The 14,321-nt window shown below is 34.0% G+C and carries 12 protein-coding genes; 10 read left to right on the plus strand and 2 right to left on the minus strand.

The annotated features are described in order from the left end of the window. Positions 1–69: 69 nt before the first annotated feature. A complete protein-coding gene (locus BZG02_RS05215) occupies positions 70–447 on the minus strand; it encodes a RidA family protein (RefSeq protein ID WP_101260359.1) in 378 nt (125 codons plus the stop codon). 71 nt (positions 448–518) lie between these two features. On the opposite strand from BZG02_RS05215, the gene BZG02_RS05220 reads away from it, so the two are divergent. Continuing rightward, positions 519–1,091: an anthranilate synthase component II gene (locus BZG02_RS05220; RefSeq protein ID WP_101260360.1), complete on the plus strand. Its 573-nt coding sequence runs from the start codon at positions 519–521 to the stop codon at positions 1,089–1,091. A 55-nt stretch (positions 1,092–1,146) separates the two neighbouring features. Here the strand turns inward: BZG02_RS05220 and BZG02_RS05225 are convergent, their stop codons facing one another. Continuing rightward, positions 1,147–3,783, minus strand: a complete 2,637-nt coding sequence (locus BZG02_RS05225) for a putative LPS assembly protein LptD (protein ID WP_143470421.1) — start codon at positions 3,781–3,783, stop codon at positions 1,147–1,149. A 164-nt stretch (positions 3,784–3,947) separates the two neighbouring features. Between BZG02_RS05225 and BZG02_RS05230 the strand changes: the two genes are divergently transcribed. From BZG02_RS05230 to BZG02_RS05270, 9 genes are all read left to right on the plus strand, one after another. Beyond that, complete coding sequence (locus BZG02_RS05230) at positions 3,948–5,126, plus strand: N-acetylmuramoyl-L-alanine amidase family protein (protein WP_101260362.1); 1,179 nt, start codon at positions 3,948–3,950, stop codon at positions 5,124–5,126. Positions 5,127–5,182: 56 nt separating this feature from the next. After that, a complete protein-coding gene (locus BZG02_RS05235) occupies positions 5,183–6,412 on the plus strand; it encodes an MlaD family protein (protein WP_101260363.1) in 1,230 nt (409 codons plus the stop codon). Between the two features lie 389 nt (positions 6,413–6,801). Further along, positions 6,802–8,232 carry a chromosomal replication initiator protein DnaA gene (dnaA, locus tag BZG02_RS05240; protein WP_101260364.1) on the plus strand — a complete coding sequence of 477 codons (1,431 nt, stop codon included), beginning with the start codon at positions 6,802–6,804 and terminating at the stop codon, positions 8,230–8,232. A 104-nt stretch (positions 8,233–8,336) separates the two neighbouring features. Continuing rightward, positions 8,337–9,197, plus strand: coding sequence for an EamA family transporter (locus BZG02_RS05245; protein WP_101260365.1), 861 nt, complete (start codon positions 8,337–8,339; stop codon positions 9,195–9,197). Positions 9,198–9,221: 24 nt separating this feature from the next. Beyond that, complete coding sequence (locus BZG02_RS05250) at positions 9,222–9,833, plus strand: IMPACT family protein (protein ID WP_101260366.1); 612 nt, start codon at positions 9,222–9,224, stop codon at positions 9,831–9,833. Between the two features lie 387 nt (positions 9,834–10,220). Further along, complete coding sequence (pyrB, locus tag BZG02_RS05255) at positions 10,221–11,126, plus strand: aspartate carbamoyltransferase (protein WP_101260367.1); 906 nt, start codon at positions 10,221–10,223, stop codon at positions 11,124–11,126. Positions 11,127–11,158: 32 nt separating this feature from the next. Continuing rightward, positions 11,159–11,617 carry an aspartate carbamoyltransferase regulatory subunit gene (gene pyrI, locus BZG02_RS05260; RefSeq protein ID WP_101260368.1) on the plus strand — a complete coding sequence of 153 codons (459 nt, stop codon included), beginning with the start codon at positions 11,159–11,161 and terminating at the stop codon, positions 11,615–11,617. Between the two features lie 130 nt (positions 11,618–11,747). Next, positions 11,748–12,407 carry a hypothetical protein gene (locus BZG02_RS05265; RefSeq protein WP_101260369.1) on the plus strand — a complete coding sequence of 220 codons (660 nt, stop codon included), beginning with the start codon at positions 11,748–11,750 and terminating at the stop codon, positions 12,405–12,407. 403 nt (positions 12,408–12,810) lie between these two features. Further along, the gene (locus BZG02_RS05270) at positions 12,811–14,298 is read left to right on the plus strand and encodes a dihydrolipoyl dehydrogenase family protein (protein WP_101260370.1); all 1,488 of its coding nucleotides are present in this window, start codon (positions 12,811–12,813) and stop codon (positions 14,296–14,298) included. Positions 14,299–14,321 lie beyond the last annotated feature (23 nt).

Genomic DNA, 14,321 nt, shown 5'->3' on the forward strand with positions numbered 1-14,321 from the left:
AAGAACAGTCAAAAAAAAGGCTACTAATCTAAAAATCAGTAGCCTTTCCTATATTACCTTTCTGTGAAATTATTTCACTGCGATGGTCTCTATTTCAATTAACGCTCCTAAAGGAAGATCTTTAACTGCAAAGGCTGCACGTGCAGGACATTCTTCTTTGTAATATTCACCGTAAACAGCATTCATAGTTGCAAAATTAGAAATGTCACTTAATAAACAAGTCGATTTAACAACATCTTTAAACGAATAACCTGCCTCTTCTAAAATATAACCGATATTTTTCATTACTTGTACGGTTTGCTCCTTAACGCCACCGTCAACAAATTTTCCAGTTGTAACATCTACTGGAAGTTGCCCTGAAATGTAAAGAGTTCCGTTCGCTTCGACAGCTTGACTGTATGGTCCGATTGCTTTTGGAGCTTTTTCTGAATTAATAGTTTTTTTCATTTTTTTTAATCTTAGTGTTTGTAAAAAAATCACTTATTTTGCGACAGCAAAGTTAAAATAAAAAAGCTTGAATGAGAATAGTAATCATAGATAATTACGACTCCTTTACGTACAATTTGGTTCATATAGTTGAGCCGTTTTGCAAGCAAGTAATTGTGATGCGAAATGATCACATAAACTGGGAACAAATAGAAAAATGTGATAAACTTATTTTTTCTCCTGGTCCTGGCCTTCCCTCCGAAGTAAATGCAATGAGAGAAATTATGAATCAATATGCTAAAAAAAAACCAATACTCGGCGTTTGCCTGGGAATGCAGTTCATTGGTGAATACTTTGGTGCCGAGTTAATCAACCTAAAAAACATTGTTCACGGCGTACCTAAAGCTACCTTAATTACAGATAAAAATGAAGCTATCTTTAAAAATGTACCAACAATATTTGATTCTGGAAGGTATCATTCTTGGGCATTATCAACTCTTAATTTTCCGGAATGCTTACGCATAACAGCAATTGATGAGCAAAAGGTAATTATGGCTATTCGTCACAAAGAATTCGATTTATGCGGTGTTCAATTTCACCCAGAATCTATTATGACCCAGAATGGAAAAGAAATTCTTAAGAATTGGATACAAAGTGGCACATAAAAGAAAACCAGTCTGACTTCAAACTGGTTTTAATTATATCATCAACTACTCGACTTTAAAAACTAACATCTTGCCAAGCCTGTTTTTTCTCATATTTTAGATCTTGAAGAATAGAGGATTCCACATTAATTCGGAAATTATAGGATTGATACGTTCCAAATGGAATCGCATTAAAAGACATTTGCCAACAGTGCAAATCACGAGTAACCGTAAACTGTGAAGACGTAACCTCTTTATCCGTAAAATCATATCCCGTAGAAAAACTCACCTTCCATTTTGGGGTTAAGCTAACATTACCGGTTACACCAATATTTTGCCGTACTGTACTGGTTGTTGTTGGCTTTGAATAAGTCCATCCATAATCAATAGAAAACGACCATGGAATATCAAAATCAACATATCGGGTATCTCGCCAAGGCTTCGCTGACTTATCATCTTTATCGCCCTTGCCACTTTCTCCTTTCGCATCGCTTGCCGAAAAACTAAAATCTAAATCGATAGAAGCATTTGTTAAACGTGGACCAAACTCATTTATTTTAACTTTATTAGCATTTAATTTATACGGATCTACAGTCGACCCCACACTTAAACCTAATTTTTTATTAAAGAGCTTCGTTCTACCAGACATTCTAATAGTGGACCAGTTTAACGAATCGGCAAACATATTATAGGAGGTAGAAAATTTTAAACTCTCAATAATTTTCACTTTCTTAAATTCTTCGGTTCCAGTAGTATCATTTGCTGTTCGAACTTTTGCTTCCACATTATTGTCCAAACCAAAGCTTACACTTCCCGATTCCATAGCTCCACTCGGAGTTCCGTAAAGACTTCCTTCAAACATAGAATACTCTACATCCGTTCCAGTAGCATCGTTTCGATAGGTTTTATAATATTTACTTCTTCGAACTCCCATTTCAGGCGTATAACTTACACTCACACTTGGAGTCATTACGTGTCGAATAGCCGCCAATTTAGAACTTTCCTTAAAGGTGTACATTCCATAAATTTTCGGACTTAAAGAAAGGGAGGCACTTGTAGAATAATTGTGCGCATAATTAAACCCCTGAATGGTATCGGTATGAACTCCACCATCGCCATCATTCAAATCTTGATCCCAACTTTTTCGAATCGATTTTGTATAGGCAACCCCCTGATAATTTAAGGTTGGAGAAAGAGTAAGGTCTTTTGTTAATTTAAAATTTGTACTAATTGGAATACTGTGCTGATATCCATTCGTCCAGTCCTTAGCCAAGGATGAATTCATTAACTCACTCTCCTTTGTATTAATTCTATTTTCCATTTTTGAAGAATAGCTAATTCCTACCTTATCGTACCATCTTAAATTAGTACTTTTTCCTTTCGCTCGAAACGGATAAATTTGTGTCATATTTAATGACATACTTGGCAGTGTAAGTGAAATAGTAGTATCGATACTATTCTGAGAGTGACGCAAACTGGCATTTAAACTAAACGGACTATCTGGCCATTTTTTACTGTAAGAAATACTAGATTGCTTTTGGTTATTTGTAATCCGTTGAATGGATTGTGAGTTATTTCTATCGTTATTACTAGTAGAAAAGTTTACCGAGGCAGAAAAAGTTCGATATGGATTTGCCTTAGAATCTTGAGTGTGTGTCCATCGAACTGCAAAATCGGTTGATTCCGAATAATCTGCTAAACCTTTATCACCATAAGTATTAGAATGGTATTCTGTTGCAAGATTACCACTATATCGATATCTTGTTTTGTAGGATGATTCTACATATCCACCCCATGATCCATTGGCGAAAATATCTCCGGTAACGGCCAAATCTAAATATTCGTTAATTGCCCAATAGTAACCACCACCGCGTAGGTTAAATCCTCTTCGTTGCTCCTCCCCATAACTAGGAACAATTACACCTGACGAATAAGAGGAACTAAAAGGAAACATGGCGAAAGGCAAACCAACTGGCATCGGCACATCTTCAATAACTAAATACAAAGGACCCGAAACAATTTTATCGTCCTTAATCATCTTTGCCTTAGTCATTTTTACATAGTAATGAGGATGCTCGTGATCGCAAGTAGTATATTTTCCATTTTTTAGATAAAAGGTTTTATCATCAATTCGTTTCGTAATCTCCGAATGAACAAATCCTCCCTCTTGCTCGGTAATAATTTCATGCACCAACCCCTTGCCCGTATCAAAATTATATTTCAGCTCCTTACAGGTAAACTCTTCTGCACCATCTTTAAATTCGGGAGTATCAATAAAAGTGCCAGTTGTATCTTTTATTCCGTAAGCGAAAGCTTCTTTCTTTTCCAAGTCCAGCTCAATAAAGTATGCTTTTAATTCAATCTCACCATATTTTACAAAAGCATTCTTAGTTAAGAATACCTTTTGCCCCGTCAACGAAAAAACAATTGTATCGTCAGCATTGTATTCAATTGTTGCTTCAAAAAAGGCTTTTTTCTCCTTTTTCACTGAATCAGAAACGATAGAATCAGACCTTAATGTATCGGAGGTGGTTTTTAACAAAGTATCTTTTTCAGATATTTCAAAATTCAACAAGTGGGTAAAATCCTCACTATTCCAATTTGTAATAGGCTGATAATTACCATAATCATAAGCTGAATTAGTGAACGCGAAGCTACTCAATGGAAGTGTTATTCCAATGAAAATAATAAAAACCTTTTGTAGTAATTTCAATTGCAATTTTTATCTGTTATTTTTGTAAAATAATCGAATTAAATGGCGCTAAGCTAGTTTGAGCAAATTTAACAGTCACACTTTCTTAGGACGCCAAAAATACAAATAAAAGTGCTATATTCCCTAATCGAAACGAACTTCAAAAACATTTTTTAAGTTCTTTTATGAAGATTTTTCTAATGAACATTATTCAAGAATATATATATCGTGGTCTAAATATAAGATCATCAGTGATTTTATTGTTGCTGGGAGCTCTTGTTCTTCAACCTCTTGTTGGAGTATCGCAAAGTAATCATTCCATGATTAATACGGTAGTAATTGATGCCGGCCATGGAGGAAAAGACCCTGGAGCCGTAAGCAAGATTGTTAACGAAAAGGACGTTGTTTTAAGTATAGCACTTAAATTAGGTACTTATATCGAAAAATACTTTCCTGCGGTTCATGTTATTTATACCCGTGATACGGATGTTTTTATTCCTTTAAATAGAAGATCGGAAATTGCCAACCAAAATAAGGCCGATTTATTTATTTCCATTCATGCAAATGCAAATAACAACACTTCTATTAGTGGAACAGAAACCTACACATTGGGATTGCATAAAACTCAAGAAAATTTAGAGGTTGCAATGAAAGAAAATGCGGTAATGCTCTACGAAGATGATTACAGCACCAAATACGAAGGCTTCGACCCACAAAACCCTGCCTCTTATATCATATTTAATTTAATGCAAGGTATGAATAGGGAAAAGAGTATTAATTTGGCTGAATTAACCGAATTTCAATTTAAAACAAGAGTTGGCCGTCACTCGCGAGGTGTTCGGGAAGCAGGATTCTGGGTTTTGAAACAAGTTAGTATGCCCTCTATATTAGTGGAAGTTGGTTTCGTATCCAATCCAACCGAAGCAAACTACTTAAAACATTCCGATAATCAAGATTACCTTGCCAGCGCTATTTTTAGAGCTTTTCGCGATTACAAAACCAAAGTGGAAGAATCGAGTGTTGTACTAGAAAAGAAAGAAGAATTGGTGCAAGCAGATACAAGTTTAATAGTTCCAGAAACAACGGAGCCAAAAACCGATTCCCTTATAGAATTCTGTGTTCAAGTAAAATCATCCTCAAAACAAATACCTTTAAATTCTGTTGCTTTTAATAATCTTGAAGATGTAAAAGAACGAATTAGTGATGGTATCTATAAATATACTGTTGGCTCAACAAACCAATACAACGAAATTGTTCAGCTACAAAAAGAAGTAAGAAAAGTAATTAGCGACTGTTTTGTTGTCGTATTTTATAATGGAGAACGTATTTCTCTCTCAAAAGCAAGAAAACTTCAAAAAACATAGGTAGTTTTACTTAAAATTACCTCCATCCACTCAATCTGAAATTAAAACACCAAAAAATGAAATTTTCAAAAGACGCAAAAATTGGACTTGTTGTTATTGGAGCTATAGTAATTTTAATTTGGGGTGTGAATTTTCTCAAAGGATTTAATATATTTTCAAGCGAACAAGTTTTTTACGCGAGATACGAACGAGTCGACGGACTAAAGAAATCTAGTTCGGTAACACTAAAAGGTTACAAAGTTGGTCAAATAAAATCTATTCAATTTAGTAGTTCCTCTGCAGATCATCTTTTGGTTGCATTTGCAATATCAGATCAATTTAAACTTCCTGCCAACTCTGTTGCCCATATAGAAAGTGCAGATATTATGGGTACAAAGGTGATTAAAATTATCCCTGGAAAAGGAAATACCTTTGTTCAATCGGGGGATACAATTAAAGGCAGTATTGAAGGGGATTTGAAAGAACAGGTTAGCATGCAAATGTTACCCCTAAAGAAAAAAGCCGAAAAATTAATGTCAGGAGTTGATTCGGTTCTTACCGTAATACAATATATATTTAACAAGGATACCCGTGATAATTTAACCCGAAGTTTTGGTAGCATTGAACAAACCCTTCAGAAACTTGAAAATGCCTCTGGAACTTTGGATACAATAATTACCGGACAAAAAAGTCATTTAGAAAATATTTTCGCCAATGTAGATTCAATCACTGGTAATTTAAAAGACAATAATAAAAACGTTTCAAGCATTCTTACTAATTTTTCTAGTATTAGTGATTCTCTATCGGCATCGGATATTAGCCAAACCATTAATAATGCCAAGACAACCCTTAAACAAACCAATGAAATTCTTGCGAAGATAAACTCTGGAGAAGGCTCTATGGGCATGCTTATAAATAATGATACATTATATACAAATCTAGAAGCAGCCTCGAACGGATTAACCAATCTTTTAATCGATGTAAAAAACAATCCAAAAAAATACATGCACTTTTCCTTATTTGATACTGGAAAAACTGTTTACATGGATTCCGAGAAATCACAAAAAAAACGAGATAAGGAAAATCAAATTTACTACAAGGTTCAAATTATGTCTTCTTCCACACAAATCCCTTTGGACTCCCCTGCCTTTAAGGGACACAAAAAAATTGAAGAAATCTATTTTAATGGAAAGTATAAATATACCATTGGCGACACTCAAAACTATAAGGATATTATCCGCCAACAGAAAAAAATACGTGATGATTTCCCAGATGCCTTTGTAATTAAGATCAGCCCAAAGAATTAATTTTTATTTAACCTCCATAATTATAGTAAATCAAAATAGCTTAAACAACTGAAACTCTAGAGCCTAAGTCCTTACCGAACTTCTATTTAACGAACCTTTAGTTATGTTCGATTTAGACTCATTATAGATTGCGCTAAAAAGACCTTAAAGTATCGTATTTCGAAACCACTATTAACCAGAAAGTTAAGCTACTAGCGCATTTATTAGGTTGATTATTAGAACTTTAAAAAATTTCATTTTTTTTACATTTCTGTATCCCTTGTTTTATATAGAATAGCAAATGTTTTGTAAAAGTCAATAGCTAAATAATTTTTTTTTCAATTTTTTTTTGACAATCTTGCATGAGCAAAATTTAGCACACCCTACATTTTTAAAACACTGACACAGAAATGAATAATAATCACCTCCAGGTCTGGAATAATTGCTTGGCTGTAATAAAGGACAACGTGCCCCCAATAAGTTACAAAACATGGTTCGAACCTATCGTACCATTAAACTTGGAGAATCAAATCCTGACGTTGCAAGTCCCAAGCCATTTTTTCTACGAATATTTGGAGGAGCAATACATTGATATTCTAAGAAAAACATTGAGAAAAGAAATTGGCAACAGCGCCAAATTGGAATACAATGTTGTGATGGAGAATAATCACATTGCTAATTCAAAACCATTTTCTGTTGTTGTACCAGGTAATAATGGTACAAGCCCAAAAAATCGTCCGGTTAGTATGCCTTCCGATAAGGAAGAACTAACCATTCGAAATCCTTTTGTAATTCCAGGAATTAAGAAATTACATATCGATTCTCAACTAAATCCGGATTATTCTTTTGCAAACTTTATTGAAGGAGATTGCAACAGACTTGCCAGATCAGCAGGTGTGGCTGTTTCTGAAAATCCGGGAGGTACTGCTTTTAATCCATTAGTATTGTATGGTGATTCCGGTTTAGGAAAAACACATCTTGCTCAGGCTATTGGAATTAAAACAAAAGAATTACATCAGGACAAAACAGTACTTTATGTAAGTGCTAATAAATTCCAAACACAATTTACAGAAGCAATCAGGAATAATAATAAAAATGACTTTCTTCATTTTTATCAAATGATTGATGTTCTAATTATTGATGATATTCAAGAATTGGCAGGAAAAGAAAAAACACAAAATACATTTTTCCATATTTTCAACCATCTTCATCAATCAGGTAAGCAATTAATTCTTACTTCTGATAAAGCTCCAATCGAGTTAAAGGGAATGGAGAATCGTTTACTTTCTAGATTTAAATGGGGACTTTCGGCTGATCTTCAGAATCCTGATTACGAAACAAGAGTTCGTATTTTACATCAGAAAGCATATAAAGATGGTATTGTTTTAGATAATGAAGTTATTGAATACATAGCCAGTCATGTTACCAATAATGTTAGAGAATTGGAAGGAGCATTAATTTCACTATTAGCTCAGTCTACTTTAAATAAAAAAGAGCTTAATCTTGAACTAGCTATTAGTATTATCGATAGACTAGTAAAAAACACCAAGCGTGAGCTTTCTATTGATTACATTCAAAAAGTAGTGTGTGATCATTTTTCATTGCCGATTGATGTATTACAGGTAAAAACAAGAAAAAGAGAAATTGTACAAGCCAGACAAATTGCAATGTACTTCTCTAAAACACTAACAAAAGCTTCTTTAGCTTCCATAGGTTCGCAAATTGGAAAAAAAGATCATGCTACGGTGTTACATGCCTGCAAAACAGTAAACAATTTGATTGATACCGATAGAGGTTTCAAAACTCAGATTGATGAAATTGACAAAAAACTAAAAATGTAATTATTACTAACTATTATATTACGCCCGGAAAGCAGATTCAATTTGAATCTGCTTTTTAATTTTAGCTAAAGTATTTTTTATTATTTTGCGCAAAAATTACAACTATGCTTAACCTACTATTTGCAATTCTTACTTCCACAGGAATTTTTATCACCTTTAAATATCTGGAAAAATTCAAAATTGATATTCTATACGCAATAATTATCAATTACCTTACCGCCTCATTATGTGGCTTTTTTCTATCTGACACAAGCTTTAATTTTACCGCTATAATTAAGCAAGATTGGTTTAACCTATCCATAATAATAGGTGTTCTTTTTATTATCGTATTCTTTATTATTGGACGTTCTACCCAAAAAGCAGGAATATCAGTAACCATATTGGCAAGTAAAATGTCTTTTGTGCTCCCTTTGCTTTTCTCTATTATGTACTACCAAGAAGCACTTACAGCGAAAAAAGTATTAGGAATTTTAATCGCGGTTAGTGCCGTGTTGCTTAGTATTTATAAAGAACAAGGTGCTAAAGTGAATCGTAGGTATATTTGGTTGCCAATTCTTCTCTTTTTTGGTGCCGGAACTGTTGATTCCTTAGTAAAATATGCTCAGCAAGAATACCTACATACTACCGGAACCGAACAATTTTCCACCCTACTTTTTGCAATTGCAGGCATAGCTGGATTAATCACTTTACTAATTCGAAAAGATAAATTCAAAGAGTTGTTTCAGCTAAAAGTTTTGATTGGAGGGTGTATTTTGGGACTTGTTAATTTTGGTTCTCTTTACTTTCTAATTGCATCCTTAAATAACTCTGGACTAGATAGTTCTGTTGTTTTTAGCATTGTAAATATTGGCATAGTAGCCTGTTCGGTATTTATTGGATTAAGCATTTTTAGAGAAAAACTGAACAAAGTAAATATATTGGGAATACTACTAGCTTTTATTGCTATTTTTATTCTAACAAATTAATTCAACGAGTATTTGGAATAAGGAATGAGCAACGATACCTATAATACAATCCATCTTGCTTCCGAAGGAATATACAAGGAGAAAGGAAGTAAATTCATTGCATATGCCTATCCGGTAAGCAATGAAGAGGAGATAAAAGAACAAATAGCAACTCTTAAAAAAGAATACTACGATGCCCGTCATCATTGCTATGCTTATATGCTTGGTGCCGCAAAATTAGAATATCGCGCCAATGATGATGGGGAACCATCCTCGACAGCGGGAAAACCCATATTAGGTCAAATTTTATCGAATGATATCACCAATATACTAATAGTGGTAGTGCGTTATTTTGGAGGAACTAAATTAGGTGTAAGTGGTTTAATTCAAGCTTACAAAAGTGCTGCCGCCGATGCCATTGCTAATGCTGAAATCATTGAAAAAACAGTGAATGATATTTACGATGTAAATTTCGATTACTTGGCTATGAATGATGTTATGAAAATTATTAAAGAAGACCAACCCGAACAGTTAGCTCAAGATTTTAATTTAACCTGTCAAATCACTTTAAGTATCCGCCAAAGTGAGGTTGATAAAATTATCGAGAAATTTTCAAAAATTGAAAGCGTAAAAACAGAATTCGTAAAAACTATTTAGTTTATTCGATATCAACCCAATACACTGGTACATCATCCTGCTTCTTTTTCCGGCAAAAAAAAATGTTAATAATTAATCGATTGTTGATTTGATTTAGAGTATAATTTATACCTATATTTGTAATCTAGAATGGAGATACAACTAATTCAATCTAGAACTGCAAATTATACCAAGAGAAGTAAGAATCTTTACTTCTTTATAGTCATTTTCCATTATTTATTTCGAAGCAAACACGAATTAAGGACTAATCCCCGATTTTGTTATTTGGATTATCCTTTTCCAAAATATTTATTAAAATATCCAACATTACTATCCATTATAGTAATTGTTGGATTTTTTTTGTGCCAAAAAAACAATCATATTATAAACACACTTAATTTTTAATCAATGGATAACAAAAGTTTAGTATCGATCGACGACTACTCAAAAGAGGAAATCCTGGAAGTATTAGCGAGAGCTGCTCAGTTTGAAAAAAATCCGAACTGCAACTTACTGGAGGGTAAAGTGGTTGCCTCCTTATTTTTTGAGCCATCTACCCGTACACGTCTTAGTTTCGAAACTGCCATTAGTCGAATGGGAGGAAGAATTGTTGGTTTTACCGATTCGTCATCTTCCAGTGTTACTAAAGGAGAAACTTTAAAGGATACCACAAAAATGGTAAGTAACTATTGCGACCTGATTGTAATGCGTCATCCTATTGAAGGTTCTGCCCGTTATGCTTCCGAAGTATCTGATGTACCTATTATTAATGCAGGCGATGGTGCCAACCAGCATCCTACTCAAACCATGCTCGATCTTTATTCCATCATGAAAACTCAGGGGACTCTTGAAAACCTGAATATATTTATGGTTGGAGATCTTAAATACGGGCGTACTGTTCATTCTCTATTAATGGCACTTTCTCACTTCAATCCTACCTTCCATTTTATTGCTCCTCCCGAATTAGAAATTCCTCGCGGATACAAAATTTTTATGGAGAAAAACAATATCAAATATTTCGAACATTCGGAATTTAACGATATTATTAACGATGCGGATATCCTATATATGACTCGTGTTCAGAAAGAACGATTTGCAGATCCATTGGAATATGAGAAAGTGAAAAACGTGTACATTCTAAAAAATGATATGCTAGACAATACGAAAGCTAACATGAGAATTCTTCACCCGCTTCCAAGAGTAAATGAAATTGCTGTGGATGTTGATAACAACCCAAAAGCTTACTATTTTCAACAAGCTTTAAATGGCGTTTATGCTCGACAAGCAATCATAGCAAAAGCTCTTAATCTATAAATTCATACTCACGAATAAAAGCACATCATCATATGAACACAAAAAAAGAATTGCAAGTAAGCGCTATTGAGAACGGAACTGTAATCGATCACATTCCTGCTGAATATCTTTTTCAGGTAATTACTATTTTAGGATTGGATAAAAGTAAAAACTCGGTGACTTTTGGAAATAATCTAGAGAGTAAAATATTAGGAAAAAAAGCTATTATTAAAATTTCTGACAAATTTTTTAAAGATGAAGAAATCAACAAAATTTCATTAATCGCTCCTCACGCAAAATTAAATATCATTCGCGATTACAAAGTTGCGGAAAAGAAAATTGTAGAATCGCCTAAAAAAGTGGTAGGCATTGCTAAGTGTATGAATCCAAAATGCATTACAAATGTTGAAGCTGTAACTACTCGCTTTCAAGTGATAAATAACGCTCCAATTACTTTAAAATGTCACTATTGTGAAAAAATAACTGATCACAAAAACATTGAAATTGTATAAATTGCCTGTTTTTGTTTCTCCACTAAAAAAAAGAAGTCCGTTTGGACTTCTTTTTTTATAGAATATAAGTTAATTTCCTTAGATAAACAGATAATTGCTAACTTTGCCAGCTCTAAAAAAACACGCATACATGACATCTTCAGTTGAACAACTTAGAAAACTTACTGTACAAGCAATTGAAAAAGGACAAAATGGTAAAATAAGAGCTTGTAAAAAAGACTTGAATACCATTTATATGATTCTTAAAAAAGATCCATTCTTGCTTTGGGATGATAATGCTATTTCGCAATTGGGGAAAGCAATAATTATGATGCTTCATTTCGATTTAATTGATGATGAAGAACAAAACATAGGCTTAGCTCATCTCTCCTATCTGTATATAAGTAAAGGAATTGAACAAGAGGAAAGTTTATCTCCAGAAGAAAACCCTGCTGAACTATTTCGTTTAAGAAAGGATCGTGTTATTCTGATGAAAAGTTGTGATGATTCGTTCGTAGATAGTTTACAGGAATTCTATTTTGCAGATAGTAAAGCCAAAGATTTAGATGAATACAACGAGCAGAGAAAAGCGGTTTTAAGCCGTCTTCCCTACCTTCAATTTGCTGATATACATTTAATTGAACAAGAATATAAAAATCTTAAAGATGATGTATATTTGTTGGAAACAGCAAATTATATTGAACACGAAAATAACATTAGCAACGAGAATTTAAAGGAGGGACTTTTACTTCATAAGATATTGTACAAACATACGCATCAGAAATTAAGAGAAGGCAGATTGTTATTTTAAAAAGCCACACAATTAAGCTCGTAAAATACTGAATACTATTCTGTTTGTGCTTTACGTGTGAAAATGAAATTAGAATATATTTGCGTACTACCAAATTCCTTATATGTTGTGCCGCTTCATAAACAGACTTGGGTGAGGGATAGCAGCGATATCCTTTTTTGAGGAACGAAAAAAAGATTTAGCGAATAGCCCGGCCCGAAGGGACACCCCCGAACATAAAAAAAAAGACTTTTTTATCCGCAAAACATATAAAAGCTTATCGGTTTGCAGTTTTATTTATATCTTTCTACTAGATTTTACAGAAAGCAAAAAATGGCTGCAATTCTTACCAAAACGAGTTCGTTTTATGCCTCACGAAGGGTAATTAAAAATCAGCCAATTAAACAATAAACTAAAATTTTTTATGAGTATAGAAAAATACGACCTTGTTGTTTTGGGAAGTGGCCCGGCTGGTTTCTCGGCAGCAATGCGTGCCATTGATTTTAATAAGTCTGTTTGTTTAATCGAGGCCAATCATTTGGGTGGTGCTGGAATTATGAATGGTGCTTTAACTTCGAAAGCAATGTGGGAATTATCGCGCGATTTTTCCATTGCATCATCGGTGATGAGAGGCTATCGAGCTTCGGGCTTAAATGTTGACTACAAAAAAGTACAACAAACTGTGATACAAGCTGCCAAACAAAAGCAGCTACAAATGCTATCGCAAATTGAAACTTATTCGAAAACGGCTGAAAAATGCGGAAATATTACCTTAAAATATGGTTGGGGAAAATTTATTGATTCGCATACGGTAGAAATAATATCGAAGGATAAAACCGAACAAATAAAAGGCGATAATTTTATTATAGCGACAGGTTCTCGACCACGACCATTACCCGATGTAGAGATTGATAATGAACGAATTATAGATTCGGAAGGAATTATTAAATTGAAAGAATTCCCAGAACGAATGATTATTATTGGTTCGGGAATTATTGGTTGCGAGTACGCTACTATTTTTTCCAATTACAGTCAGACAGAAGTTCATTTGCTCGACCGACAACACAAGGTAATTCCTTATGAGGATGATGATTTAAGTAATTTTGTATCGAAAAACCTAGAAAGTAACGGTGTAACAATTCACCATACGGCAAACTTGAGAACCATTCGAAAACGCCCAGATTTTTTAGAAGTTGTTCTCGATTATCAAGACGGTCATTCGACAGTTTTAGAAGTGGATGTTGCCATTGTTGCTATTGGTCGAATGCCAAATCTTGATAATATTGGTTTGGAAAATGTAGGTATCTCGACTACAAATCGTGGTTTTCTTGATATTAATGAGGTATGTGCTACCGACAATTTTCAATCGTGCAACATTTTTGCGGCTGGAGATGTTTCTGGTCATGCTCAATTGTATTCAGTTGCCGAACTTCAGGGAAGATATATTGTAGAAGCTCTATACGGCAATTTGGAGTATCCGCTAGATTACTCGAACATGTCGACACTCATGTTTTTTAAGCCTGAAGTGGCTGCAGTGGGTTTAAACGAGAAAGCTTGCCGAAAAAAAGGGATTCCCTACAAGGTTGCTATCTATTCTAACTCGCTAGTTAATAGAGCGGTTGCCATGAGAGCTACCGATGGTTTTGTAAAAATTATTGTTAGCGATGATGGCAAAGATCGAATATTGGGAATGCGTGCTGCCGGTCCGCAAGCCTCTACGCTAATTACCTCAATTGCCTATCAAATTACACAAAAAGGAACCTTAAAAGATATTCGTCAAAATGTACATCCACATCCTAGTATTAGTGAAGGAATACAAGAATGCTTACGAGTATTTGAGGGAAAATCGATTTATAAACCCAAAGCTTTTCCAGATTTAATTAAATTGGATACTTGGAAACCTGAAAGTTAAACATTAAACTGATACTTACTTAG

It is taken from the genome of Labilibaculum filiforme (genome assembly GCF_002843315.1).
Classification (GTDB): domain Bacteria; phylum Bacteroidota; class Bacteroidia; order Bacteroidales; family Marinifilaceae; genus Labilibaculum; species Labilibaculum filiforme.

Excerpts from the sequence above, each read along its gene's own strand:
- BZG02_RS05235 (WP_101260363.1), top strand. The coding sequence starts at position 5,183 with ATGAAATTTTCAAAAGACGCAAAAATTGGACTTGTTGTTATTGGAGCT.
- BZG02_RS05250 (WP_101260366.1), top strand. The coding sequence starts at position 9,222 with ATGAGCAACGATACCTATAATACAATCCATCTTGCTTCCGAAGGAATA.
- BZG02_RS05265 (WP_101260369.1), top strand. The coding sequence starts at position 11,748 with ATGACATCTTCAGTTGAACAACTTAGAAAACTTACTGTACAAGCAATT.
- BZG02_RS05220 (WP_101260360.1), top strand. The coding sequence starts at position 519 with ATGAGAATAGTAATCATAGATAATTACGACTCCTTTACGTACAATTTG.
- pyrB (WP_101260367.1), top strand. The coding sequence starts at position 10,221 with ATGGATAACAAAAGTTTAGTATCGATCGACGACTACTCAAAAGAGGAA.
- BZG02_RS05230 (WP_101260362.1), top strand. The coding sequence starts at position 3,948 with ATGAAGATTTTTCTAATGAACATTATTCAAGAATATATATATCGTGGT.
- BZG02_RS05270 (WP_101260370.1), top strand. The coding sequence starts at position 12,811 with ATGAGTATAGAAAAATACGACCTTGTTGTTTTGGGAAGTGGCCCGGCT.
- pyrI (WP_101260368.1), top strand. The coding sequence starts at position 11,159 with ATGAACACAAAAAAAGAATTGCAAGTAAGCGCTATTGAGAACGGAACT.
- BZG02_RS05245 (WP_101260365.1), top strand. The coding sequence starts at position 8,337 with ATGCTTAACCTACTATTTGCAATTCTTACTTCCACAGGAATTTTTATC.
- BZG02_RS05215 (WP_101260359.1), bottom strand. The coding sequence starts at position 447 with ATGAAAAAAACTATTAATTCAGAAAAAGCTCCAAAAGCAATCGGACCA.
- dnaA (WP_101260364.1), top strand. The coding sequence starts at position 6,802 with ATGAATAATAATCACCTCCAGGTCTGGAATAATTGCTTGGCTGTAATA.